Origin of the sequence: Gracilibacillus phocaeensis (genome assembly GCF_900626275.1) — a bacterium.
In the GTDB taxonomy this organism is placed as follows: domain Bacteria; phylum Bacillota; class Bacilli; order Bacillales; family Amphibacillaceae; genus Gracilibacillus; species Gracilibacillus timonensis.
In genome coordinates, this window is record NZ_LR131145.1 from 1,016,359 (window position 1) to 1,041,860 (window position 25,502).

Annotated in this window: 21 protein-coding genes and 2 pseudogenes; 11 read left to right on the forward strand and 12 right to left on the reverse strand. The window is 39.9% G+C overall.

The window, feature by feature from the left end; genetic code table 11:
* Positions 1 to 285: 285 nt before the first annotated feature.
* A complete protein-coding gene (locus E0E32_RS20820) occupies positions 286 to 1,995 on the reverse strand; it encodes an ABC transporter ATP-binding protein (protein WP_066189549.1) in 1,710 nt (569 codons plus the stop codon).
* Positions 1,996 to 2,120: 125 nt separating this feature from the next.
* Between E0E32_RS20820 and E0E32_RS20825 the strand changes: the two genes are divergently transcribed.
* From E0E32_RS20825 to E0E32_RS20835, 3 genes are read left to right on the forward strand one after another with little or no spacing between them, the layout of a single operon-like run.
* Positions 2,121 to 3,521, forward strand: a complete 1,401-nt coding sequence (locus E0E32_RS20825) for an ABC transporter permease (protein ID WP_286172017.1) — start codon at positions 2,121 to 2,123, stop codon at positions 3,519 to 3,521.
* Positions 3,522 to 3,532: 11 nt separating this feature from the next.
* Complete coding sequence (locus E0E32_RS20830; RefSeq protein ID WP_130860723.1) at positions 3,533 to 5,029, forward strand: ABC transporter permease; 1,497 nt, start codon at positions 3,533 to 3,535, stop codon at positions 5,027 to 5,029.
* A gap of 18 nt (positions 5,030 to 5,047) precedes the next feature.
* Complete coding sequence (locus E0E32_RS20835) at positions 5,048 to 6,844, forward strand: ABC transporter substrate-binding protein (protein ID WP_130860724.1); 1,797 nt, start codon at positions 5,048 to 5,050, stop codon at positions 6,842 to 6,844.
* 108 nt (positions 6,845 to 6,952) lie between these two features.
* Here the strand turns inward: E0E32_RS20835 and uidA are convergent, their stop codons facing one another.
* From uidA to istA, 5 genes are all read right to left on the reverse strand, one after another.
* Positions 6,953 to 8,686 carry a beta-glucuronidase gene (gene uidA / locus E0E32_RS20840; protein WP_066189537.1) on the reverse strand — a complete coding sequence of 578 codons (1,734 nt, stop codon included), beginning with the start codon at positions 8,684 to 8,686 and terminating at the stop codon, positions 6,953 to 6,955.
* Between the two features lie 262 nt (positions 8,687 to 8,948).
* Complete coding sequence (locus tag E0E32_RS20845; protein WP_066189535.1) at positions 8,949 to 10,259, reverse strand: hemolysin family protein; 1,311 nt, start codon at positions 10,257 to 10,259, stop codon at positions 8,949 to 8,951.
* A gap of 160 nt (positions 10,260 to 10,419) precedes the next feature.
* Positions 10,420 to 10,737 (reverse strand): hypothetical protein, encoded by a 318-nt coding sequence (locus E0E32_RS20850; protein WP_066189534.1) that lies wholly within the window; start codon positions 10,735 to 10,737, stop codon positions 10,420 to 10,422.
* Positions 10,738 to 11,640: 903 nt separating this feature from the next.
* A complete protein-coding gene (gene istB, locus E0E32_RS20855; RefSeq protein ID WP_130859135.1) occupies positions 11,641 to 12,360 on the reverse strand; it encodes an IS21-like element helper ATPase IstB in 720 nt (239 codons plus the stop codon).
* Positions 12,357 to 13,859: an IS21 family transposase gene (gene istA / locus E0E32_RS20860; protein ID WP_130860725.1), complete on the reverse strand. Its 1,503-nt coding sequence runs from the start codon at positions 13,857 to 13,859 to the stop codon at positions 12,357 to 12,359. Before istA ends, istB begins: the two co-directional genes overlap by 4 nt.
* A 199-nt stretch (positions 13,860 to 14,058) precedes the next feature.
* Here istA and E0E32_RS20865 point away from each other — a divergent pair, with 199 nt between their 5' ends.
* The 3 genes from E0E32_RS20865 to E0E32_RS20875 all read left to right on the forward strand — a co-directional run bounded on the left by E0E32_RS20865 (position 14,059) and on the right by E0E32_RS20875 (position 15,852).
* Entirely contained in the window at positions 14,059 to 14,382 is a 324-nt protein-coding gene (locus E0E32_RS20865; protein WP_066189532.1) for a hypothetical protein, read from the forward strand.
* Positions 14,383 to 14,472: 90 nt separating this feature from the next.
* Positions 14,473 to 15,129 carry a matrixin family metalloprotease gene (locus E0E32_RS20870; RefSeq protein ID WP_066189517.1) on the forward strand — a complete coding sequence of 219 codons (657 nt, stop codon included), beginning with the start codon at positions 14,473 to 14,475 and terminating at the stop codon, positions 15,127 to 15,129.
* Positions 15,130 to 15,144: 15 nt separating this feature from the next.
* Positions 15,145 to 15,852 carry a hypothetical protein gene (locus E0E32_RS20875; protein WP_066189515.1) on the forward strand — a complete coding sequence of 236 codons (708 nt, stop codon included), beginning with the start codon at positions 15,145 to 15,147 and terminating at the stop codon, positions 15,850 to 15,852.
* A 336-nt stretch (positions 15,853 to 16,188) separates the two neighbouring features.
* Here E0E32_RS20875 and E0E32_RS20880 read toward each other — a convergent pair.
* Positions 16,189 to 16,473 (reverse strand): annotated as a pseudogene (locus E0E32_RS20880) (IS4 family transposase); the annotation flags it as partial.
* Positions 16,474 to 16,491: 18 nt separating this feature from the next.
* Positions 16,492 to 16,965: pseudogene (locus E0E32_RS20885) on the reverse strand (IS1634 family transposase); the annotation flags it as partial.
* A 45-nt stretch (positions 16,966 to 17,010) separates the two neighbouring features.
* Between E0E32_RS20885 and E0E32_RS20890 the strand changes: the two are divergent.
* A complete protein-coding gene (locus E0E32_RS20890) occupies positions 17,011 to 17,493 on the forward strand; it encodes a helix-turn-helix domain-containing protein (protein ID WP_078059983.1) in 483 nt (160 codons plus the stop codon).
* A gap of 16 nt (positions 17,494 to 17,509) precedes the next feature.
* Positions 17,510 to 18,049, forward strand: coding sequence for an IS630 family transposase (locus E0E32_RS20895; RefSeq protein WP_066191219.1), 540 nt, complete (start codon positions 17,510 to 17,512; stop codon positions 18,047 to 18,049).
* Here E0E32_RS20895 and E0E32_RS20900 read toward each other — a convergent pair.
* Positions 18,041 to 18,367: a hypothetical protein gene (locus E0E32_RS20900; RefSeq protein ID WP_165445117.1), complete on the reverse strand. Its 327-nt coding sequence runs from the start codon at positions 18,365 to 18,367 to the stop codon at positions 18,041 to 18,043. The genes E0E32_RS20895 and E0E32_RS20900 overlap by 9 nt on opposite strands.
* A gap of 36 nt (positions 18,368 to 18,403) precedes the next feature.
* On the opposite strand from E0E32_RS20900, the gene E0E32_RS20905 reads away from it, so the two are divergent.
* Positions 18,404 to 19,075, forward strand: coding sequence for an IS630 family transposase (locus E0E32_RS20905; RefSeq protein ID WP_262361297.1), 672 nt, complete (start codon positions 18,404 to 18,406; stop codon positions 19,073 to 19,075).
* A 136-nt stretch (positions 19,076 to 19,211) separates the two neighbouring features.
* On the opposite strand, the gene E0E32_RS20910 is transcribed toward E0E32_RS20905, so the two are convergent.
* The 3 genes from E0E32_RS20910 to E0E32_RS20920 all read right to left on the reverse strand — a co-directional run bounded on the left by E0E32_RS20910 (position 19,212) and on the right by E0E32_RS20920 (position 22,183).
* Entirely contained in the window at positions 19,212 to 20,288 is a 1,077-nt protein-coding gene (locus tag E0E32_RS20910) for a C45 family autoproteolytic acyltransferase/hydrolase (RefSeq protein WP_130860728.1), read from the reverse strand.
* Positions 20,289 to 20,913: 625 nt separating this feature from the next.
* Positions 20,914 to 21,486, reverse strand: a complete 573-nt coding sequence (gene clpP / locus E0E32_RS20915; protein WP_066189493.1) for an ATP-dependent Clp endopeptidase proteolytic subunit ClpP — start codon at positions 21,484 to 21,486, stop codon at positions 20,914 to 20,916.
* 37 nt (positions 21,487 to 21,523) lie between these two features.
* Positions 21,524 to 22,183 carry a sigma factor-like helix-turn-helix DNA-binding protein gene (locus E0E32_RS20920; protein ID WP_130860729.1) on the reverse strand — a complete coding sequence of 220 codons (660 nt, stop codon included), beginning with the start codon at positions 22,181 to 22,183 and terminating at the stop codon, positions 21,524 to 21,526.
* A gap of 454 nt (positions 22,184 to 22,637) precedes the next feature.
* On the opposite strand from E0E32_RS20920, the gene E0E32_RS20925 reads away from it, so the two are divergent.
* On the forward strand, positions 22,638 to 23,600 hold the full coding sequence (locus tag E0E32_RS20925) for a metal-binding protein ZinT (protein WP_286172018.1): 963 nt from the start codon (positions 22,638 to 22,640) through the stop codon (positions 23,598 to 23,600).
* A gap of 142 nt (positions 23,601 to 23,742) precedes the next feature.
* A complete protein-coding gene (locus tag E0E32_RS20930; protein ID WP_130860731.1) occupies positions 23,743 to 25,428 on the forward strand; it encodes a metal ABC transporter solute-binding protein, Zn/Mn family in 1,686 nt (561 codons plus the stop codon).
* Positions 25,429 to 25,502: the final 74 nt, after the last annotated feature.

Consider the following 25,502-nt stretch of genomic DNA (forward strand, 5'->3'; position numbering starts at 1 on the left):
CGGACAGTTTTGGGCTTTTTACTGACGGTTTCACCCTGTTACTGGACGGTTTACCCGTTTTTCCGGACGGTCTCGTATTATGTCAACTAAAAAGAAGTAGAGCATCACTGCTCTACTTCCTTCATTACTTTATAATCCGCTCGATTTTGATTTGATTATCTATTTTAACGGACATATTTGGAGATTGTCTACTATTCTAATACAATATCATTTCGTGATTTAATCGGTTTCCGCAATGGGGACATTCTAGCATAAGTCTTTTTCGCAAGCAATGCACCATACCATTCAGACAAGCACCCAGTGATCCGGACTCTTTTCTTCTAATCTATTTTCCTCAAAATGATAGACTTGAGAAACAATGTTATGCTCTTTTAATTTCTTCGCCTCCAACATAGGGTCCGGGATTGGCACGGCCTCGAGTAATGACTTCGTGTAAGGATGCATCGGGTTTCGATAAAGTTCCTCACTTTCAGCCACTTCAATGATTTTACCCGAATACATGACGGCAATTCGATCACAAATATGTTTGACCATCGCTAAATCGTGTGCGATAAATAAATAGGTCAACCCCAACTTTTGCTGCAGGTCTTGTAATAAGTCGACAATTTGGGCTTGAATCGAGACATCCAGTGCGGATAAAGGCTCATCACACACGATGAATTTAGGATTAACAGCAAGTGCCCTAGCAATCCCAATTCTCTGCTGCTGCCCACCAGAGAATTCGTGTGGATACCTGCTGGCGTGCTCTTTCTCCAATCCAACCAGTTCCAATAACTCCTCCACTCGCGCTCGACGCTCCTGCTTAGTGCGACAAAGTTTATGGATATCTAAAGGCTGGCCAATAATATCCAGCACCTTCAACCTTGGATTCAACGAGGAATGCGGATCTTGGAAAATAATCTGCACATCGCGTCGGAGCTGCTTTAACTCTTTACGTTTAAAACGATGAATCCCCATTCCTTGAAAAATAATTTCTCCCGCCGTTTCCTGTTGTAGCTGTAAAATCAAACGTCCGGTTGTTGACTTGCCTGACCCTGATTCACCAACTAACCCCAATGTTTCCCCAGGGTGAATTTGGAAGTCGATCTGATCAACCGCATGGACAGAACCGCCCAATTTCAATGGAAATATTTTTCTTAATTGCTGGACGGTCATCAATGGCTCGGTTTTCGTAAAGGTCTTGTGTGCCAAGTGTTTCTTTTCCTGATCAATTCTAGGTAAGGCGTTTAATAATCGTTTCGTATAAGGATGTGCGGGTCGCTGAAAAATCGATTCCGTATCATTTTGCTCCACCGTTTTGCCATCCTTCATGACCACTACTCGATCACACATCCCGGCAACCACCCCGAAATCATGCGTAATCAAAATAATACTCATATCCATCGTTTCCTGCAGCTTTTTCATTAACTGCAGAATTTGTGCTTGGATGCGTACATCAAGTGCTGTGGTAGGCTCATCGGCTATTAACAGCTTGGGACGACAGACTAAAGCCATCGCAATCATCGCTCGCTGCAGCATCCCGCCAGAGAATTCATGTGGGTATTGATGGTAGCGATGTTGAGGCTCACCAATGCCAACCAAATCCAACATCTCGATCGTTTCCTTTCTCGCATCCTGCGGGGACAGATTTCGGTGTTTTATACTCATTTCATCAATCTGCTGACCAATCTTCATCGTTGGATTGAACGAACTCATTGGATCTTGAAAAATCATACTTATTTCTTGTCCCCGGATTTGCTGCATTCCTTTATTGGAAAATGTCGAGATATCCTGGCTCTGATAGTTAATGGCATCAGCTTCAATTCTTGCCGTGTGTTCTGGTAATAGCTGCATAATTGCCTTGGCTGTTACACTCTTACCTGAGCCAGACTCTCCAACAATACCCAATGTTTCTCCCTTGCCAACCGAGAAGGAAACCCGTTGAACGGATGACACGACTTGCTGTTCAGAATGAAACGTAACGGATAAATTCTTTACTGCTAATATATCTTGCATATGTCATAACCCCAATATAGTTTATTTGATTTGACTTCTACTTCAAAATTGCCTATAATTCTTCATATTCCATTCTATACTAAATCAATAGGAATTATCAAGATTTATGGAGGTGAATGTTGTCAATGGGATCCAATGCCTTGTCCAAAGGCTTTATGATGATAAAACGATATCCTTTCCTACATTACATTCAATGGTTGATCGGTTTACCAGTTCATTTGATTGCTTTTCTCTTATTTCTTTATAGACGTAAGAAAGAGAAATATCCAGAACTTGTCCAACAAAGAATCGATCAATTAAAACAAACGAAGGAATATCTGTCACTTAAACAAAGATACGAAGATCAGTTTCGTAAAAAAAAGGAATATTTTGATCAGACTATGAAGCAAACGGAATTAGAAGAGTTTGTCAGTCGAGAAACAGACACAAAAATAAAAGAGGCTGCTATTCAGGAACTCGCAGAAGAACAATTCATGCCTACCACCTATCAAGAATACTTTCTACAGCTATTATTAGATAAGCGATTTGTTATTTGGACTTTTATACCAGGTGGTCTGCTTTATATTTTATGTCTCATTTACCAACAAGCCTTTATCCGTTTTGTCTTTGAACGGCTGGTAATGACCATATTTGTGATATTTTCAGTGATTATCATGGTTTTTACCATTCTTTATATTTCACCATCGGATGCCGCTGCTAATATTCTTGGTGAATCTGCTTCAGAAGCACAGCGCGTAGCATTCGATCGCCAATATGGATTGGATCAGTCTTATTGGGTGCAGTTGTGGGAAGCGATCAAAGGCTTCTTAACCTTTGACTTGGGGCTCTCTTATACTGGTAATGAAAATGTGATGCATAGTATTGCCAACCGATTGCCCGTAACATTGATAATCGCCAGCTTTTCTCTGATTCTAGCGATTCTCATTGCCGTACCAATTGGCATGATCTCAGCTGCGAAGGTCAACTCTTTTTGGGATTATAGTTTTATGTTCATCGCCTTGATCGGTTTATCTATCCCTAGTTTCTGGCAAGGACTAATCTTTATTCTAACATTCTCTGTTAATGCCGATTTGTTACCATCTAATTATTCTCCTGGGAATGCTTGGTCTCTTATTATGCCTATTGTGGTGCTAGGTACTGGTTTAACAGCTACGATTGCTCGGATGACACGATCCTCTATCCTTGAGGTGATGCACGAAGATTATATGATAACGGCCAAGGCAAAGGGGCTATCGGAACGTAAGATTTTCATTCAACATGCCCTAAGAAACGCCTGGATTCCTATTTTAACGGTTATTGGCTTGCAATTCGGCGTCATGCTCGGTGGTGCAGCAGTTACTGAAAAGGTATTTAATATTAGTGGATTGGGCAGTTATATTGTTGATAAGCAATTTATTCCAGATATACCAGCCATCTTAGGCGGTGTGGTTTATATTGCGATTGCCATTTCCATTGTCAATTTGATTGTAGACCTTCTCTATGCTGTATTAAACCCACGCATTCGATCACAGATGAAGGATAGTTAGGAGGGAAGAACGTGAGTCATCGGGCAAATCAACAACAGTTGAAACAATCAGAGCTATATAAACATGGTTATTTCACTTTTGTCATAACACTTGGGTTAACCCTAATTTTTTTATGGAACAGTTATGACATAGCTACACAATCATGGCAAGGCACCCTTACATTATTGACGGTTATCTATGGCTTAATCAGTGCCTATCAGCTCATCCTTTTGGTTTTCTTGCGGAAAGACTTGTTAGTGTACGGGGCTGTTCAAGCTCGAACAAGACGTCTTGCCAGGGTTCAATTCCTTTCTTTATTATGTGGAAATATATTTACCGCAATTTTTGCTTTTCGTATATCAAAGAAAGGGTCTTCCATCGAGTATACCTTTATTTATTACATGCTGATCACGGATTTTCTTATTATTGCGGTAACATCCTTTAATCTGTTTAAGCCTTATGTGTCGAACACCTTTCTGCCTGCCATGTCCGTATTATTAGGCCTACTGCTGTTGGATGTGGTGTTACTGATCCTGTTTAGTCGGCAGCTTGACGTGAGTCAACAGAAGCGAAAGCCGATAAAATGGCTTGCTGTGTTATTATGCATCTTAAGTATAACCGGCAATATTTTCCGACTTATTTTGGCCTACAGCTTGTTTTTAAAGGCGTCCGATAAGGATGAATCCGTCAAAGATAAGTGGCATTTCTTCTGGATGAAATTAAGTAAAAGCTTTACTGCCATGACTGGCTTATTATTTGTTATTTTTATTTTCTCTATTTCTATTACTAGCTTTGCAACGTTTGTAACGAGCTTTGCAACGGCGAATAATTATGGAGCATTGCTGACAGACCCCAGTCTTGCTCATCCATTTGGCACTGATAACTTTGGGCGTGATGTATTCTCTCGTATCATTTTTGGAGCAAGAATCTCATTGGTTATCGGTCTCTTGACCACTCTTATTCCGATGGTCATTGGCGGTATTCTTGGTGCCATATCCGGATATTTCCATGAGGCAATTGATCAAACGATTATGCGGATCTTAGACATCCTTTATGCTGTACCAGGTATTTTGCTTGCTATTGCGATTATTGCCGCTTTTGGATCGAGTACGGTCAATTTAATTATTGCGTTAAGCATCGGATCTATTCCCATGTATGCTAGAACTATGCGGGCCAATGTGTTAATGGTTGCTAATCTCAACTATATTGAAGCCGCAAAATCATTAGGGGAATCCGACTGGAAGATATTATTTCAGCATGCCGTACCTAATGCATTTGCACCAATGATTGTCCGGGCTACTTTAACCATTGGGACTGCTGTTATTGCCACAAGCAGTTTGAGTTTTCTAGGGTTAGGTGTGGAACCGCACATACCTGAATGGGGGAATGTATTAAGAATAGGTAGTGAGTATTTAGAAACAGAGCCTTACTTAGCTATTTTTCCAGGGTTAGCCATTATTTTATTAGTATTATCATTTAACTTTCTGGGGGATGGGCTACGTGATGCCTTAGATCCCAAAATAAATTAAACAACAGGGGGAGAAAACATGAAAAAATTAAGTATGTTGCTATTTTTTGCTTTAGTCATTGGATTAACTGGCTGTTTGAATACCGAATCTGACGTACAAGAGGATTCATCAGAGGACTCAGGAGGCGGTGAACAACCTCACATCGAATTGTTAGGTATGAGTACGAATGAAGATGATATGAATATTTTACGTGATGAATTAACAAGTAACGGGTTTGACGTGGAGCTGAATATTCAGCCTGACTACGGTAGTTTTACCACACAGCGGGACGCAGGTAACTATGATATTGCTGTTAATAGCTGGACAACGGTAACAGGGAATCCAGACTATGCCGTCCGCTCGTTATTCACATCGGATGGTGATAACAGCTTATTTGCAGATGAAGAAGCAGATGAACTAGTTGACTTGGCCAGCACGCAATTACCAGATGAATATCAAGAGACTTATAAGGATTTGGAGCAGCGTATTGTCTTTGATCAGGCCTATATCGCGCCATTATATACATCCTATAAGGCACAAGGTGTCAATCATGAGATATTAGATGAATCCACCGTCCGTCTGCCAAAATCACGGGCAGCTGTATGGGAGGCAATGGACTATAATGATACATCATTGAGAGAGACGGAGCCGTTACAATTGCACCAAGCCATCGGTTCTTTAACTTCCTTGGACCCTATTAAAGGAAATGATGGGTCAATCAACACCTTGAACACAAATCTTTATGTACGATTAGTTAATCTAACGGATGATGATGAAGTAGTTTCGGATGGTTCCCTTTCTCTGAATCACGTGATTGCGGATGGAAATCAAGAGTACTATTTCGTGCTTCGGGATGATATTAATTTTGCCGCTATCGAGAATGACGAAGCCGTCGATACCGGAGAACGCGTAGGCGCTGAAGACGTGAAATTCTCCTTAGACCGTGCCAAAGATCCCGATTCTGTACCAGATCACCGCACATACAGCTTACATGAAAACATGGATACGATTGATATTGTGAGTGATCTTGACGAATTAGAATCAACCAATTCAATCGATGGTGAGACCGTCAAAGAGGCATTAGAAAGTGGTCTGGATTCCAATATTAACGAGTTAACCACTGACAAAACAGCAGCAGATAATAGTAATGGTGTTTACCAAGTAGTGAAGATAACAACCGTCGATCCTTTCCCGCAGGTACTTAATTATCTAGCCCACCAATCGGCAGGTATCGTATCCCAAGAACAAGTGGAAAGTATTAATACGTATGATGTAGATGATTATGATGTCAATGAAGATATTGCCTATGGCGATCAACGAACCGTTACAGAAGGAAGCGGTGAAGAGAACACAATTTATGCCAGCGGTCCTTACGTTATCTCTTCTAAAAATGATTATGAAGCACAATTTTTGAAAAATCCGGGTTATATGCCTGGTACAGACTATGAACCGAGAATCAACGAGGTAGTAGTCAACTTTATTCAAGACGCAGAGAGTACATTGAATGCCTTGCGTAATGATGAAATTTATATCTTTAATGGTGTAGCAGAGAACCGCTATGACACAGTTACAGAGGATGAGCATTTAACGCTACAACAAAATGACAGTAACGCCGTCAGCTATCTGAATTTCAATATGGAAGATCGTGAGGTTTCCTCTAATCTTGCCTTGCGTCAGGCTGTTTTATATTCTATTAATCAGGAAGAGTTTATTTCTTTCTATCAAGGGAATAAAAAACCGGCCGTATCAACACTTAGCCCACTCGTGGATACTGGTTTAAGTCTGGAGCCAGATCCAGAAGAAGTACAGAGTTTGTTAAGTGAAGCGACAGAATAAAGAGAGACTATGATTCCATATGATGAATCCCCTTCTGATTAGAGAAGGGGATTTTTTGGTTAGGCTTGACGTGGCCCGGCCATCAACAGTAGTATGCACTGGCTTTTGTTATTCACCCCACAGCTCCTTGATACGATGCGCCGCCAATTTAGGTTGTCTATCTCTCGCAAACAATCCTTTGCGATTGACAACGACTCTTGAAGGTGTCTGACTTGTTTTAAAATCGGCAAAGGACCAAATATGGGCCCCAATCGTATAGGTTTTGTCCGCAATGATCTGATATTGCCGTGTAACCATTTCTGCTTGGTATTCCTCGGTAAACTGTTCTGGCGGATTGGTGTGTAGACCGGCAATCGCGTCTGCCCCAAACTCCGTTACAATAATCGGTTTCTGGAACACCTCAAAGCAGCGATCAAGCTTCTTACTCAGCATCTCACAGCCTTCATCCAAGCGGCCAGCCTGTTCATACCAGCCATAATAACGGTTTAAACTAATAAAATCGAAATGCTGCAGGGCATGATCTTCCTCGATATCTACACAATTTACGATGGTAACCAGGCGGCTAGGATCCAGCGACTTCGCGCATTGATATAACGAATGATAGAACGCGCTCGCCTCTGGGACAAAGGTATCCCCTTCATTTGCCAAGCTCCAGGCAATGATAGACGGGTGATTTTTATCTCTATTAATCATTTCTCCAATAACTTTCTTGGCCTGCTCCTGTATTTTATCGTTTTGATAATGGCTTTGCACAAAACCAACAAAAGGAGTTTCCCCAATCACTAACATCCCTTGCCGATCCGCTTGCCGCAGGAATTCCTCACTATACGGATAATGCGACGTGCGAAAGGAATTGGCCCCTGTCCATTTTAACAGATTCATATCCTTCGCAATGACGGCATGGTTAAGACCTTTACCCAATACAGGGAAATCCTCATGCAGACCAAACCCATTCAAGAACACAGGCTGTCCATTTAAGTACAGCTGATGATCCATTAATTCGATTTCTCGTATGCCTACTTCCAGTGTGTAACTATCTAGACAAATCTCATCGTCAAATAATTGAATGCATAGCTCATATAAATAAGGATCCTCCATCCCCCACAGCCTCGGTGATGGAATGGTTAACTGCCCTGTCACACGCTTATGGTTGTCGACAGTAACTTGGCTCGTGGCTGCCTCTTCGTCCAATGTAATAACTGCCGTACCTTGAAAGGGCTGATTAATCTGACAATCATACGATAAAACAGCTGTTTCCCCCTGTATTTCTGTGTTCACAGTTATATCTTTTATATAAGTAGGTGCTGTAGTATATAAATAGACAGGACGGTTAATCCCGCCATACGGAAAAAAATCATAGTAATTATTCGGATATTGTCCTTTAAAGCCAATCACTTGCTCTTCTTCCACATCTCCAGGCGGCAAGCGATCTGACTTAATCTGAGCATCCACTGAGATGATCATGGTATTCTTTTGACCACACTTCATATAGGAGGAAACCTCAAATTCGAATGGTAGATGCGCTCCCTCATGACTTCCTACGTATTGTCCATTGATCCAAATCTTTGTGAGATAGTTAGCTGCCCCAATCCTGAGCCACAATAATTCTGATCGAAAATGGCTAGGAACCTCCAATGTTGTCTCATACCAACCTGTTTCAAAGAAATACATTAAATCCTGAAATTGCTCATTCCAGCTTGCAGAAACAGCGACTTCTCGTTCTCTTGGAATACCATATGGCCAACCTTTCTCTTCTCCCTTATTGTCTTGATCTGCAGCAAAATGCCAAAAACCATTCAGCTCGGTTAGCATACGTTGCGCATTCATTTGTGGATATAGCATATCGATCTACTCCTTTCGTTACTCATATGTTCTATTGTAATGGGCAATCCAACGGCTTACACGGTTTGATTTTTGGCAGCTTGTGCACAATTTTTACTTTTGAGATAGGATGTTGATTCCGTAATTTACAGGTTCTCACGCTAGTGAAAGTTACACAAGGTAAGTGACAGCACTATGCCTTCATAATTGTTCAAACATTCACAATAAACAGAAAAAGAAAAGGTGAAAGATTCACCTCTATACAAAACGTTCAAACTCCCCCTTACTCCGAAACACGTGTAATCATCAGTTTATCAATCAGGACTTGATCCATATCTACTATCTCCAGCTTCCAGCCTTCCAAATAAATATAATCTCCTTCTTTTGGAATACTACCGATCTCGCTTGTCAGAAATCCACCTAAGGTTTGGAAAGATGTATCCTTTAGTATTTCTATGTCTACTTCATCTTCCAAATCAAAATAACGTAAAAAAGTGTCAAAAGGAACTTGTCCGTCCGCCAACCAAGAGTTTTCATCCCGCTGTGTAATCGTAGCCTTGGCTCTGTGACCATCACTTTGGATCTCACCGACAATCACCTGAATAAAGTCATTTAATGTTACGAATCCTTCCACTCCACCATATTCATCGACAACAACAGCTTGATGACTGCCTGCTTCTCTCATCGTTTCCAAAGCCTTGAATACCTTCACATGTTCTGGTAACACCAACGCCGGTTCAATACAATCAGGTATCGTGAAGGATTCGTTGGCTTGCAGCTTGGCAAACACCCGCTTAGTATGTATCATCCCCAGGAATTGATCCAAACTGCCTTTACCCACAGGAAAACGAGAATGTTCACTTTTGCTGATCAATTCCATGTTCTCCTCAAAACTACTTTCAATATCAATCCAAGTTAATTGCGTTCTTGGGGTAAGAATGTCACTGATACGCTGATCACCCAGATAAAAGATCTGATCAACCATCTCATGTTCAATTTCTTCAATATGACCACTATGTACGCCCTGTTCGACCATCTGCTGGATTTCCTCTTCCGTGACATCCGGTTCTTCATTGGTTTTAACCCCTAGCATTTTTAACACTAAAACTGTGGATTTATCTAATATCCAAATCAACGGTTTAGCGACTTTCGAAAAGAAATACATTGGCCGCGCAACAGCCATCGCCACCTTCTCTGGATTGGTTAAGCCTACTTGCTTTGGTGTCAATTCACCAATCACTAAAGTCAAAAAGGTAGTCAAGGTTACTACCAGCACCATACTTATTTGCAGACTCCATGGTGCTAACCACGGGATTTCTCTTACATACACATTTAGATCTCCGGCAATGGCTGCCCCGCCAAATGCTCCCGATATAATCCCGATTAAGGTAATACCAATTTGAATCGTGGATAACAGTTCACTGGAGTTGTTCGCTAAGTAAAGGGCTGTTTCTGCCTTTTTATTACCTTCTTTGACCTTCTGTTCCAGCCTTATTTTCCTTGATGTAACGACTCCAATTTCCGTCATCGCAAAAACACCATTCGCAATAATCAAAATAAGCAAGATAACAATCGATAATACGATAGAATCCATCTCTACACCTTTCCTTCTTTGATCTGGCTCACCGTTTAGAGGTTGCTCTTTCCTCTATTTTGTCATAGTATGTATCATATTCCCACTAATAGCCTCGATTATACCTTGATATACCATGAATTTATGATTTGTTTGTGACACAGGGCTTCCGCAGAAAAACTCAATCATCTAAACTGGCGACCATGAAGGTGCTGATCAGCCAAATGAAGACTGCTGGGAGATAGAACAAACTGACAATACCCGTACCGCCTGCAACAGGATATAGATAATGGAAGTACACATGGTTATACGAGATAAAAAGAAGAAAAACAATAATTGCTTTCATAACCGAACTGCCATATACGATGAAGCCTATACCTGGAACAAGCATATTTGCGATGGTGCTGACACGTCGCTTGAACGATTTCTGATCATTTTGCAAAACGAGGATCTCTTTATATAATTCCTCTTTCACCTGTTTCAATTCCTCCTGTTCCATGGATCAATCCTCCTTGTATCATGCACTTCCTACACTAACATATTCCGTTATTTTATGGAATTAAGTTCCCGCATGATACGTCTCTCGGGAACATAGATCGATCGAAACCACTTTCCACAGCATATTGAATGGAAACAATACCAAAAAATGAAGTAGTTTATACGTGAGAAGGATATTATTGTCTTTGCTGAATTGGATCGTCTAGGTAGAAATAAAAAGGATATGGTATATTTAATCTGCTAAAGCGGGTTACAATATTTGCTTTGCCATGGATACTGTTATATTGGATAATCAGACTAGGTAAAAAACAAGTAAATAATGTCGAACAGATCTATTAAACTTACATATATACTATAACAGATTGGCTTCATATGAGGGGTGGTGCACCGATATTACCTTCTTTGACAATGTTCAAGAAGGGAAGTGACGCTCATGGGTATAGAAAACATGTTGACAATAATGATTTCATTTTTGTCACTAATGATCTCTTCTGGGATGTTAGTTGCATTTATCATGTTCAATAAAAATGATAAAAAAACCCCTCATATGCTTTTGCGTAGTATAAAACAATTAACGACTTTGAGGAGGTGCTTTTCTCATGTGGTCACTACATGCGATTCTCTTCTTTACTCTACTCTTTAATTCTTTCGACAAAAGAAGCTATAATTCGCTATAGACATAAAAAAGTAAAAAATGTTACCTTTTATATAACTTATTTTAAAGGAGGGTAGAAGTAGTTGTACCTCTGTAAAATATTCTAACCTCTGACCTCTACCTTATCTAGTAAAGATATTAAGACGGTAAATTATCATTATGTGGATTTTTACTGACTCTTTTGTGTATTTGGCAAGTAAAAAATGTATGAAATGGCATTTAAATTTGTATGCCACTTGCCACCTCTAATTACTCATGTAATAAAGATTCTTTGTAACGGAAACTGTCTCCGGTAAAAAGCAATAAATGCGAGTGATGAATCAATCGGTCGATAACCGCCTCTGTCAGTATTGGGTCGCCAAAAACATGATTCCATTGGCCAAACTGCAGGTTAGTTGTGATGATAATACTTTTATTTTCGTAACACATAGAGATGACTTGAAATAAAAGCTCTGCCCCCTCCTTATTGAGGGGAATATAGCCAAGTTCATCCAATACTAATAAATCCAGCTTCTCAATCTGTTTCATTAGTTTCGTAAGGTTTCCCTGCTGATTAGCGTCGATTAATTTATTCACCAAGGATGCCACAGTGTAAAATCTGACCCGACTGCCAAACCTATGTATGGCATTTAAGCTGATTAACGATGCCAAATAGGTTTTCCCAGTCCCAACCCCGCCATACAAAATAAGGTTTTCCTTTTCACTAATGAAGTCTCCGTTCAAAACTCCCGCTCGGTCAATGCCCTGTGGAATTTGAATATGCTCCCACTGGTAAGGGTTGCTACCTGTCTTGGGTAGTCCAGCTTGCTTTAGTAGTAAGTTTATTTTCCTTTCCTCACGGTTCTGTACTTCATTCTCAAATAACTTCAGGAGGTATTCCTGATCACTATCAGCCTCTACATTGCTGTAGTTCTCTCTAATCCAACTCAGCTTTAAACGTTTGGCGTAAGCTTCTATTTGATCATTCATTGACTGATCCCTCCCTTCTGGAAGAAGGAATCATAATGGGATAACCCTCTTGTCGCATTTGGCACATTAGGTATAGACACCTTTGGTGTAATGGCGGTATGGGCATCGTTTTGGTTAAGTAATGAATAGAAACAATGCTTAATTTGATCAGTATCTGGGTGGCCATGTGTAGAGGCCAATTGTAAAGCCTCATTCAACAATGAAAAGTCATCATTCTTTAAAAGCCCTCCCAATAACCGCAAGGCACTCTTTTGTTCTTCCTCCGTACAATCAAGTAGGTATTCTGTCCAAATTGGCGGGAACTGCTCATAAATCCCTGAATACTTAATTGCCCTAGGGCGTTTCGATAGTAGATTCAAATAAGGCTGCCACACCATTGATTTTCTCTTTATGCCATATAATCTTGGATGTTTTACGATAACCTCATTATTCTCCTCCAAGATGGTTATATCGTTATATGTGATGCATACACGCACGTTCTGTTTGGCGAATCGAGGAGAAGTAGAGTATTGCTTCTTGTCTATTGAAATGAATCCGTATTTGTCTGATTTTATCTCCTCATATCGTGCGCATTCAAATCTTTTCTCAGGTAAGAGAAGCCAATTTTCTTGATCCTCCTTAAATAGTTCTGATTGAAGGATACCTTTCTCATAATGCAAACGATCGCGGTCCTGCTCTGCCATTTCCCAGAGTGTTTCATTGAATGGATCCAGTTCTAAAATTATATTCTCTGGTAATAAAAAGTTATTTCTCACATATTTAACCATTGCTTCAACATGACCTTTTTCATTACCTTTACCAGGATTACAAAACTCGTATGTAAAACCATAATGCAGAACAAATCTATCAAAGGTCTCCGTTAACTCACGCTCTCCTTTTGCCCGAACTTTCTTTACTGCTGGTGATAAATTATCAAATCGAATCGTTTTGGGAACCCCTCCCATATGCTGGAACATGCGTTGTAACCCTTCCAGTAAACACTCTGTATTTTCCGAAGGAAAAACCTGAAAGTAAAAAGTATTACTGTTTGGAAAGGATATTACCAGATAAGGAAGATCAATCACTTCGGTATGGTACTTAAATGGTGCTGTCCCAAAGTCAACTTGTGCCGTACCCGGAATTGACTCAAGAGGCAATGCTGCGCTCTCCATATTCTCTTTTAATTCTCGTTTACGTTCTGAAACATAGTTGCGAACAGTACGGTAGGATCCTTTGAAACTATGGAATTTCTCTAGTTCCTGAAACATTCTTTTTGCTGTTCTATGATACTTCCTTTTCTTTTTTAAATCTTCCTTGATCCATTTATCCAAAATTGGCTTCACGGGATCCATGACTGGTGATTTACGTTGTTGCTTTTCTTTCTTCGTGAACTCCTCTTGATTGGCATACTTAGTTACTGTGCGGGGGTCAATTCCCATCCGTCTCCCCACACTGGCGTATGTTTCACCTTTTTGATTTACTTCATGTCTGATATAATCAACTTGTGCCACTGCTAACATCTCCTAATATCCTCCTGTTAAACGTTGTTGGTCCAACGAGGAGTTTAAAGTTATTTGGAGAGGTTGGCAAGTGGCCATTTAATTTATGCAGGGCCCTGCATAAATTAAATGCCAATCCCTACATAATTAGTTTGCCATAAACACTCTTTTTAGTTATTATCCCATGTATGTAACTATTTTTTTCTAAAGGAGAGGTTAAATGACTACACATGCAAAAAAAGAAATGCACCTATTTGTTAAGTTTTTTATAGTGTTTATTGTCTTTGCTACTCTATTAATTATTCTATGGATCTTTTTGAAAGCGGATTATCAAGGGGAGATTTTGGAAATAGAAAATAATCATATAACATTAGGACCCACTGAAGTAGACAATGAAGCAGATTATAATGTATATACAATAGTTTTTAATGATAAGACAAAAATAGAAGGCACATTAAATATAGGAAGTTATGTAAAAGTATGGGGAAAAAGTAAAGAGGATATTATTCGTGCAGAAAAAATTACAGTAATGGAGAATGATTAAAAAATTAATAAACTATTATTTCTAATTCTTATTGAAAAAGTAAAATAAGTTATATTTAACATATAACAAAGAATAAATAGGAGGGATAGTGTGAAAAAAATTTACAGGATATTGACCAGTTTATGTTTGCTAGGCATAGTGTTTTTTGGTATTGGGATTTATTTAGGTAATAGCGTAAAAGCCGAAGATTGTACAAACATCGAAGATCAATCACTTGTTTCAAGCGTAGCTTCTTTATTTATTGGTGAAGAAGTTTTTGCATGTAGTAACGATGTGTATATGGGGGCAAAATGGCAAAGTAAGAATGCACCTATATATTTAGGAGAGCTTAATGATAGTACTATAAAATCAAGATTTACTAGTGCTATAAGTCATTTTAATAGCAGTCAATCGTATATGAATGTTACACAAGTAAGTAGTTATCCTGGTCATTCATACGGTTATATTTATGTAACTGATGGAAATTACTATGGTGCTAGTTGGACAGCAAAAGCAGATGGTTCATGGTGGGGAGGGTATCCGATTGATAAAAACTACGAACACGTAAAACCTATCCATATTAGAGTAAATCAATTGAAGTTTGATGGATCCTATTTTGATGAAATTGGAACAGCAAGACATGAATTAGGACACAGTGTTGGATTAGGTCATAGTTCAAGCTCTAGTAGATTAATGTATTGTAGTAGGGGGAGATCTGTTAATTACTTAACATCTGGAGATAAATCTGTATTAAACTTCATTTATTAAGAGGGAGGAAAAAAGATGAAAAAAATCTTAATGTTTTTATCTGTTGTAACAATGTGTATCTTAAGTCTATCAATAGGCTTCTTAACGACTACAATTGATGGAACAAAACAAGTTGCAAATGAAGATCATATAAAGAATGAGTCAATAGAAATTTCTGCAGAATGGGAAAGTGAACCTGAATCAATAGAAGATCTATATAAAAATTCTGATTTAGTTGTAGTAGCTACTACAAAAACTAAAAAGGATAATGATGGAAACGATAGAACTATAATGCCATTTCCTAATGATAATACCGTAGTATATACTGAGTATGATTTAAAAGTAAAAACATTATTGAAGGGCGATTTAACTGAAAAGAATAAAAAGATAGATTTGATAAATTATGGCGGTAAAAACAACGAAGGCGTTAATGTGGATTGGGAAAATATAATAGAACTTAAAGATGGCCAATTGTATTTATTGTTCTTAGAAAAAATGCCGCACTTCTCAGAAATGAAAAATGATCCTAGATCTGGAAAATATAGACCGATTTCTGGACCGATGGGAGCATATATGATTACTAAGAGTGATAAACAAAATATCGACTCGATAATTAAACAATCTGAAATTAAAAAGCAAGAATTAATAGAAGGTTTTGACTTAAGTGTTGAAGAAGAAGTTACTAATATACAAAAAAAGGTAGTTAAAGAAGGGTTTGAAGGAGTGGTTAAAAATTCCAAATAATTATAAGTTAGAAAATTCAAAACCACCAGTGCGAACTGGTGGTTTGCATACGATAGAAAGCCTTTATTACCGGCGCAAACCATAAAACCCACCCACAGGTGTTTATTATCCATAGTTATACAGACCTCTCTTTTGAAAATAGGCATATTTTTTCAAAACAACCATCATTTCCGAGTGCCAGTCTATCGGTAAGCTATTTTTTAGTAATTTTCTTTGGAAGGGGATAAATGATAGATAATTACTCAAGTTTCGCACCCCTAAAACACAAGGGATTTCAGGCATGAAATAGACTGGTTTCCCTTGTTACGGTGTTTTCACTAATTCCATGTTGTGCATTTAAGCAGCGTTATTCTTTCCAAACAATTGATTTCCTAAAAATGACGCCTCAAATAAATCCTCCAAATATTTGTATTCTGGGGATTTTTTAAAGGTTTTGATATCAATTGATCCAGATTCAGAAATTGCCGCGATGACAACGTCCAATAGCTCATCAAACATTTCCCATAACTGTTCAGCAATATTTTTCTGCGTCATGTCATCTCTCATATCTGCAAAGAGACCTCCCAGCGTCTCGTAATCATTGATTCTGCGGAAGTACGATAAAAAGACATACAAAATATACCCTGAAATCCCACCAACTCATAACGAGGTTGGTGGGTTAATATCCATTTTTTTGTAGATGGCTTTTTGTGCTTCTAATAATTCGCCAACTTGAAGTTGGTGTCCTGGTTTTTCAAAGCATTCGATCACATCAAGCTTATCCAACATCTCTGGCAAGGTGTAATCACGGTATAAATGATGATCTTGCATTTGTTTTTTGATATAAGCCAGATAAATCAAGGCAATAAATTCGACAAATAGTTTGCCATCTAAGCTTTGTTCGGAGGAAATCCTTGCCCGACGCATATTTAGGTGATCTTTAAAGTTTTGGAAACCCTTTTCGACCAAGTCTTTATTACGATAGAGCTCCAGAGCGGTAACAGCATCCATCGCCTCATTGGTCAAGAGGGCAAAGAAACCAACATACCGTTTCGTTTGCTGCACAGCTTCTTCTTTCACGGTGGCCTTGGTTCCACGTTTCGGTGTCGTGTGCACGTCAAAAAACTGCTTATACTAAAACAACTCTAAAAAATCTTTAAACTGTGATATAATATAGACATGACAAAAAAATATAAATTAACTCAAAAACATATGGATGAATTACTCGCAGCTTTAAAAAATAAATCATTATCTAAGTATCATCTTCGCATCCAGGCGGTTCTACTCACTGGACAAAATAAAAAACGAAAGGAAATTGCAGAGATTACCGGTTATAGCCCACGTCATATTACGGTATTAACTAAAAAATATCTGGAGAAAGGATTAGAGGCCCTCACGGTAGATAAGCGAAAGAGCAATCATTTTCTCATGACTCCAGAAGAAGAGGCCGCATTTTTAGCTCCCTTCGTGGAGAAATCAAAAAAAGGAGAAATCGTTACGACAAAGGAAATGCATATCGCCTATCAAGAAGCGGTTGGAAAAGAAACAAGTGAATGGGGATTTCATAAACTATTGAAGCGACACAAGTGGAGAAAAATAACGCCAAGACCGCATCATCCGAAACAAGCCAGCGCTCAAGACATTGAAGCGCAAAAAAATTAAATCCGAAATTAAAAAAATGAGAAAGCGATTACAAGAAGAGGATCCGCATCAAGATCTCTTGGTTATGTTTCAAGATGAAGCAGGTTTTGGTCGCATTTCTAAACCCAAATCCTGTTGGACACCCTTAGAACGTCCCATCGTCCCGAGTCATCATATTCGAGAATATCGGTATGCTTACGGAGCAGTTGGTCCACAGAACGGCGATTGTTTCTTTTTAGTCTTGCCACGTTCGAATACAGCTTGTATGAACATCTTTTTGAGTGAGTTATCTCAGTATTACGAGAACAACCACATTGTGCTCATTTGTGATAATGCGAGTTGGCATAAATCCAAAGCGCTAATCATTCCGAATAATGTGACCATTTTGCATATACTACCTTATACACCAGAGATGAATCCGATTGAGCAGATATGGAACGAGATCAGGAAAAGAGGCTTCGCAAACAAGCTATTTCATACGTTAGAAGCCGTAGTCGATCAGCTTTGTGAGACCATGATGTCCTTCACACCAGAGGATATTCAATCGATTACACATAGAGAATGGGTTTTAGGGTGATTTTAGAGTTGTGTTAGTATTATATTTCGTCTCATGCGCCGGCTGTCGCTGATTATTTTCTAGTTCTTTCCGCCATTGAAGTAGTTTTCGGTCTAATTTTTTCTCGTCTTCAGCTGCTTTCTCAATATTATAGTAAAAATGAAGATAAACGCGTCGATGCTCGGTGCGGACATCTTTTTTATAAGGGCGTTTCCGCTTATACTCCCACTTCATCGGGACTGTTTGGCAATACAGTTCATAATCTTCGTTGCAGTGATCCATGTGTCGGAACTGCTCATACATCGGATCCAGAGCGTCTCTCACATAACGCAAAGACATTCTTGGTACCGATCAAAAATTTAAAACGCTGGTGCAATAGGTCCTCGATGTTCGCTTTCGAATAAAACCCGCGATCCAGCATTCGATACGAAAATGGCTCAAGTACTTCACGTGTACCAGCAAATAGAGTGGACACTTGAAGATGGGGAGTTTCAGCCTGTTTGGGATGTGATGCTGTCGTATGATGAAAAGCCTGGCATTCAAGCGGTTGAAAATAAAGCAGCAGATTTACCGCCAGTTCCCGGAAAACATACTACCATTGGACGTGATTCTGAATATATTAGACACGGGACGCTTAGCTTATTAGCAGGTATTGACTTGGTCACCGGAGAAGTCATAGGGGCTGTAGAAGACCGTCACCGCAGCAGAGAATTTGTAGACTTTCTAAAAATGTTAGATGACCGTTATGACTCCGATTTACGCATCCAAATTGTGCTTGATAATCATTCTGCTCATACATCGAAAGAAACAGGAGCCTATTTAGAAACCGTTCCTAATCGCTTTGAGTTTGTATTTACTCCGAAACACGGATCTTGGCTCCATATTATAGAAGCCTTTTTCGCCAAGATGAGCAAGAGCTTTCTTCGCCATATCCGTGTTCACTCAAAAGAAGAGTTAAAAGCGCGCATAGAACTCTATCTTCAGGAAGTCAATGAAAACCCTATTCCATTCAGATGGAAATATGGTTTAGAATCTGCAAATCAATGATACAATATGTTAACGATATTTATGAATCGATCTACTAGGTCTAATCTTTGGCATATTATTCACCGCTCCTTTTGATATCTATACAAGAAGCCACCTGTTCCTATGTCATTGATCAAAAAGAAAGAAATGATCACTATTATTTCTCCACTGAAGAACGATACCAATCCGTCTTCTCCATATGCGCAAACGGGATTGCTGTGTCTATTTCACCAGTCACTTTGGAAACAGAACATGCCTGCCCCTTCAGCCATGCCGCAAAATCGAATTTGGTTGGCTGTTGATCACCACCAAGTGCAAACCACGCCTCTCGTTTTGCCGGAAAATAGGCAGAGGTATGAATCGTACCTGCCCACTGACCGTACAGCTTAGAGAAAACACCTTTTTCTGTGCTATTTAACAGGCGAAATGCTTCTCCCCCATTTAAAGCATTGCCGTGCTTATCCTCCAAGATATTCAAGCGACGCTGAGAATCCTTTAGATAATGACGATTTTCTTTGGTCAACCGTTGAAAATGATTCGTACAGGCCATACCTTGTCGAACCTCCACTCCTCTTGGAGATGTCTCCACAATAGTAGCTCCTGCCTGTTTTTGATCAAATAACACATAGCTAAAAGAACCTCGGTGTGGGATGTTTTGCAGCAAATCAACCGCTTCATCGCGATCATCACATCGCTCCAAAATCAGTCTGCCAATCATATTACAAACAAATCCATCGCCTGGTCTTTTGCGGTGAATGAAGGTATACCCCATCGCCAACCCTTTCTCGTTCATCCCATCTGATCTGCCAGTCACCTTTTGTGTCGCGCCAATCACTGCATTACCACTATCTGTGGGCTGGTATATGCTGTAACAGCCTTCATACGTTTTCGGATGATAATCATAATTGCGTACCAGATAATCAGAGCCCGTTAAAATAGAACAGCCAGAACGATTTACTGGTACTCGATACCCGCCAAATTCCAAGAGCACACGCTCCATCGGCCATTCCAACGCATCCCGAAAACCTTCTAGCTCCTCCCAGATCGGTGGTGCCACCTTGAGAAACATTTCCCTTGTCTCATCCGGCTTAATATCAAAAAGCGGTCTTCTTACCTTCCATTGCCGCTCACGGTTAGCTAATAACATATGATTCCGTAATTGTTTTCCTTGATAGTAACCAAAATCATAGTGCGAACCACGAAATGGCAGCACTCTCGAATAAACCTGCTTCATAGCAAATACCCCTTTCACATCAGTTCTAGGGTACTAGAGACAGGAAAGAAAGGGAAAAGATTTGATTATAAAATGAAAAGGGACATAACTCATCCGTTCTATATGAAACTAGGATGTTAATTTGTCCTGTTCATTCAAATTCGTTACATAAGCATTACTTCACTTGATCCCTTTCGTTATGTACGTGCCTTATTTGGTTCCTTACTTAATTTTTTAATCATTTGCAGAAGGGAACGGAGTACTTGACTTACTAATAAAGTGAACCTTCATTCTCCAAGGAATGTTAATTGAATCAAATGGCTGTTAGATCTTCCAAAGTGGGATCACAGCCTGTTACACTGCGATAAAATAAAAGGGACCAACCGATAATAATCAGCTAGTCTCTTTTTATAGAGGTTGTTCAAAAAGCCCAATAAAAATGACGCATCGAATTTCTGGTCAATCTCCTGTCTAGTTCCCGAACCTCTATGACTCGTAGGTATCTTTTCGTTTAGGGGTATATACCGTTTTTCCATGTTCACCTCCGAAAGAATAACCACCGTACGATATCATTGTAGTGCATCTCCCTGTCCATTGCAGAAACGGCACAACAAAGGATAGTGTCTCCGTAAGAACTCCACCCCTGTTAAATAATTTGATCGATCAATCCATATTCCTTCGCCTCTTCTGCCGTTAGAAAAAAATCACGATCGGTGTCTGTCTTCACCTTTTCTATAGGTTGACCGGTACACTCGGCAATAATCTGATTTAGTTTCTTCCGAAGCTTTAGGATTCGTTTGGCGGATATATCTATTTCCGTCGCTTGACCACGTGCCCCACCTAATGGCTGATGTAGCATTACTTCACTATTAGGCAACCCATAGCGTTTTCCGGGGGTACCAGCCAGTAACAGCATCGCCCCAAATGAAGCAGCTAACCCGGTACAAATAGTGCAAATATCTGGCTTCACATATTGCATGGTATCCAGAATAGCAAATCCAGCAGAAGTTGAACCGCCTGGACTATTGATATAAATAAAGATATCTTTTTCTTCGTCTTCGGCAGCCAAAAACAACAATTGGGCCACAATGCTATTAGCCATCTGATCGTTAACCTCATCACTCACCATAATGATTCGATCTTTTAACAGCCTAGAGAAGATATCATAGGATCGTTCTCCATAGCTCGATTGTTCAACTACATATGGTATGGTATTCATATATGTCCTCCTCTAAAAGGCATGAATTCTTTCTAATCTATGCCGTCATCGCGAGAGCGTAAGAAGAAGGAGTATGAGGCATACAGAAGCTCACAGAGTCCTTACTAAATAATTCTGGAATTCGTTTTATCAACCAGGACGGATCATTTACTCTCACTACATGGACAAGGATAGGAATGATCGTTTCCACGGAATCCTGATAAAAGCGCGTATCAACGATGGACTCTGGTTCTTGTTGTACACGGCGCGCCTGTCTTCTCGCCCTGTTCAACATCGCCTTTACCGCCGTCTCTGACATTCGACAGCGCTCGGCTATTTCGGCTATCTGATAGCGAAACACATCTTTCATCAGAAAAACTACCAATTGTTTGGTCGTCATGAAGTCAAGCAGTCTTTCCACAAGCGCTGTGATCTCTGCATACTGACTATCTGGTGCTTCTCTGTTTTCCATTGATGATTCTGTTTCCTCTTTTCTTTTACGCTGCTTATCAATCCATGTATGATAGGCGATCTTCTTTAATAAAGCTGGCTTCCAAGTATGGGAAACTCCATATTTCACTAATGCTTTATGGATCGTTTCCTGAATTAATTCTTCTCCATCCCACTTATTCTGCGTTAAGAAAAAACAATAACGAGAAAGCTGTTGATAAACGGATTTAATAATTGAATCTTCCTTTGTGCTAGGCCTAGCGCACATCTCACTCACTCCTTTTACGCTTCTCTAATTATATGAACGATTAAATGGCTCAAAAAGATATGGGCTCCAGTTAATTTCAATCGATAATTTTGTAATCTACCTTTTCGGATGGCTACTATTTCGTTTCATTTAATATAGTATATCCTAAAAGAAGCAAACTTTCAGAACAATGCTATACTTCCACAAATGCTTCAGATAACTGTAACTTTTTCTACACATCGAACATTTACATGATATATGGAAAATAGCTACTAGTTGTACGACTGTTTATATACTGGAATGGAGAGCTTCTACAGAAAACTACCACTACTGATCAGCCCCCTTTCACAAACAGCGGGACACTGTAACTTCTCTCTACCAATATAATAATAAAAGATGCTTGACAACTATTAAAAATCCATGTAATCTATAAAACGAAACGATTTCGATTTATTAATGAAGGGATGAATATATGTTGAAGAAGACATTTTTGTACTTATTAAGTTTATTATGCTTAAGTATTGTTCTAGCAGCTTGTCAAGGCGCTGATGACGAAGCGGATGCAGATCAAAGCTCTGGAGACGAAGAAGAAGTAGAGGTAACAGATGTAGATATTGATATAAACGGTGTTGCCGATCATTATCACACAGGAGATACCATTGAATTGACGGCTGTTCCTAATAAAGTGGTTGATCATGACCATTGGCATTGGCATACACGAGAAAGTGAAGATGCGGAATGGGAAGCTGTTGCTGATCAAGAAAGCTCTACTTTTACAGGAGAAGCAACGACGGATGGCTTACAAATCAAAGCTACCTTGTATGATGATAACGAAGAAGTATTTGCGGAATCCGAGCCTGTAACGGTTGTTATTGATGACCACCATGGACATGATGAAGAAAGCCAGCAAATCTATAACGGCTACTTTGATGATGAGCAGGTAGAAGATCGAGAATTTACAGACTGGGAGGGTGACTGGCAATCGGTTTATCCTTACCTATTAGATGGTGATTTGGACGAGGTCTTTGAACACAAAGCTGAAGAAGGCGATATGACCGCTGAAGAATACAAAGAATATTATACCACTGGCTATGTAACAGATGTAGACCGCATTACGATAGAAGATCATACCGTTACCTTCTTCCAAGAAGGAGAAGAAATGTCTGGCGAGTATGAGAATGATGGGTATGAAATCCTTGATTATGAAGCCGGTAATCGCGGGGTTCGTTTCGTCTATAAGTTGACAGACGGCTCAGAAGATATGCCAGAGTATATTCAGTTCAGTGACCACAATATTTTCCCTACCGATTCCTACCACTATCATTTATACTGGGGAGATGATCGCGAAGCATTATTAGAAGAGGTCGACCATTGGCCAACCTACTATCCTTCTGATCTAGACGCAGATGGATTGGTTCGCGATATGTTAGCACACTAAAAAGACACTAGTTGATTATCATTGTGCTCAACCAAAGCAAGGAGAAGACAGCGTCCAATCGCTGCGCTTCTCCCTGCTTGCGTTTTTGGACACTTCATTTACGAATCATTTTATTTTATTAATAAAAAAGGAGAATCGATTGATGAATAAAAAATGGCTTTATACGTTATTGCTCTCCCTTATTACAGCAGCAGTTCTTGTAGCTTGCCAGTCAGAGGACAATGCTGATAACGAAGAGGGAGAAATTTCTGTTGTAGCCTCCTTCTTACCAATGTATGAATTCACACAACAAGTAGCGGGAGACCGAGCAGATGTACAACTAATGCTATCAGAAGGACAAGACGCCCATCAATATGAGCCTAGTGCTCAGGATGTCGCCACTGTCAATGAAGCAGATGTGTTTGTCTACAGCAGTGAAGAAATGGAATTCTGGGCGGAAAGCCTACTTAATACCGTGGAAAATGAAAACCTTGTGGTAGCACGAGCTGCAGATGGAATCGAAAATCATGAGGGAGAAGCTGGACATGATCACGAAGGACACGATCATGAAGGGCATGATCACGAAAATGAAGGGAATTCAGACGCTCAAGCCAGTGTTTCTATTGAAGGACAAGCGGATCATTATCATACGGGTGATCAAATTGAACTAACCGCTAATCTATCAGAAGTAGTTGATTATGATCATTGGCATTGGTATCAAAGAACCAGTGAAGAAGAGGAATGGGAAGCCGTTCCTGATCAAGGTACCGCCTCCTTTTCTCTTGAAGCACCAGAAGAAAGTTTTGAGGTACAGGCCGTGCTATATGATGAAGATCATAATGTATACGCTGAATCTGAACCTGTCGAATTAGCGATTGATAACCATGAAGGACATGACCATGGGGAAGAAGCGGACCACGCAGAGGAAGAACATGCGCATGACGAAGAAGCCGAACATGATCATGGAGATGAAGCAGAACATAACCATAGCGACGATGAAGGACATGATCACGAAGGACACGTCGACTCCGAGACAGGAGAAGCAGAAGAATCCCTAGATATTTCCGGCCTGTCAGATCATTATCACACTGGTGATGTGGTTACACTTGTTGCGGAATTAAATGAAGACACCGATTATGACCACTGGCATTGGTTTATGAGAGAAGACGCTGACCACGAATGGGAAGCCGTCCCTGATCAGACAACTGACCATTTTGAATATCAAACAACGGGAGAAAGCTTTGAAGTAAGAGCGGTACTCTACGATGGCGATCATAATGCCTATGCAGAATCAGAGCCTGTTTCAGTAGTGATCGATGACCATGAAGGACAAGATCCTCACATTTGGCTCGATCCAGTACTAGCACAGGATCAAGTCGCTGTCATTCGCGATGCCCTCATTGAGGCAGATCCTGATGGACAAGAGATTTATGAAGAAAATGCCGAGGCATTTATCGAAGAACTTCAGGCTTTAGATCAAGACTACCAAGACGCCTTTGCGGACGCGCAACATCGAGCCTTTGTCGTACAGCATCAGGCATTTGGATACTTAGCAAATCGCTATGATTTAGAACAAATAGCGATTGGCGGACTGTCTACTGAAGTAGAGCCAAGCCCTTCTCGCATGGCGGAAATTGGTGATTTAGTCAACCAACATGACGTACCAGTGATCTATTACCAACAAGGGGCCAATTCGTCCATCGCACAAACCATTGCCGACGAAACCGAAACCGAGACAGAGGCACTATATGATTTAGAAGTATACTCCGAAGAGCTAAAAGAAGCAGATTTAGGCTATTTGGAAGCTATGCAGCATAATTTAGAGGCATTGCAAATTAGTATTAACTAGTTCATTCCATGCAAACCGTGCTATAATGAGGAGACAGATCAGAATACTAGACCATTCTGATTGATTCCGCTATA

What these genes read in the sequence shown, in the direction of transcription:
- E0E32_RS20820 (WP_066189549.1), bottom strand. Translation starts at nt 1,995, where the DNA reads ATGCAAGATATATTAGCAGTAAAGAATTTATCCGTTACGTTTCATTCT.
- E0E32_RS20825 (WP_286172017.1), top strand. Translation starts at nt 2,121, where the DNA reads ATGGGATCCAATGCCTTGTCCAAAGGCTTTATGATGATAAAACGATAT.
- E0E32_RS20835 (WP_130860724.1), top strand. Translation starts at nt 5,048, where the DNA reads ATGAAAAAATTAAGTATGTTGCTATTTTTTGCTTTAGTCATTGGATTA.
- uidA (WP_066189537.1), bottom strand. Translation starts at nt 8,686, where the DNA reads ATGCTATATCCACAAATGAATGCGCAACGTATGCTAACCGAGCTGAAT.
- E0E32_RS20845 (WP_066189535.1), bottom strand. Translation starts at nt 10,259, where the DNA reads ATGGATTCTATCGTATTATCGATTGTTATCTTGCTTATTTTGATTATT.
- E0E32_RS20850 (WP_066189534.1), bottom strand. Translation starts at nt 10,737, where the DNA reads ATGGAACAGGAGGAATTGAAACAGGTGAAAGAGGAATTATATAAAGAG.
- istB (WP_130859135.1), bottom strand. Translation starts at nt 12,360, where the DNA reads ATGAATGATCAAATAGAAGCTTACGCCAAACGTTTAAAGCTGAGTTGG.
- istA (WP_130860725.1), bottom strand. Translation starts at nt 13,859, where the DNA reads ATGTTAGCAGTGGCACAAGTTGATTATATCAGACATGAAGTAAATCAA.
- E0E32_RS20865 (WP_066189532.1), top strand. Translation starts at nt 14,059, where the DNA reads ATGACTACACATGCAAAAAAAGAAATGCACCTATTTGTTAAGTTTTTT.
- E0E32_RS20875 (WP_066189515.1), top strand. Translation starts at nt 15,145, where the DNA reads ATGAAAAAAATCTTAATGTTTTTATCTGTTGTAACAATGTGTATCTTA.
- E0E32_RS20890 (WP_078059983.1), top strand. Translation starts at nt 17,011, where the DNA reads ATGACAAAAAAATATAAATTAACTCAAAAACATATGGATGAATTACTC.
- E0E32_RS20895 (WP_066191219.1), top strand. Translation starts at nt 17,510, where the DNA reads ATGAGAAAGCGATTACAAGAAGAGGATCCGCATCAAGATCTCTTGGTT.
- E0E32_RS20900 (WP_165445117.1), bottom strand. Translation starts at nt 18,367, where the DNA reads ATGTCTTTGCGTTATGTGAGAGACGCTCTGGATCCGATGTATGAGCAG.
- E0E32_RS20910 (WP_130860728.1), bottom strand. Translation starts at nt 20,288, where the DNA reads ATGAAGCAGGTTTATTCGAGAGTGCTGCCATTTCGTGGTTCGCACTAT.
- clpP (WP_066189493.1), bottom strand. Translation starts at nt 21,486, where the DNA reads ATGAATACCATACCATATGTAGTTGAACAATCGAGCTATGGAGAACGA.
- E0E32_RS20920 (WP_130860729.1), bottom strand. Translation starts at nt 22,183, where the DNA reads ATGTGCGCTAGGCCTAGCACAAAGGAAGATTCAATTATTAAATCCGTT.
- E0E32_RS20930 (WP_130860731.1), top strand. Translation starts at nt 23,743, where the DNA reads ATGAATAAAAAATGGCTTTATACGTTATTGCTCTCCCTTATTACAGCA.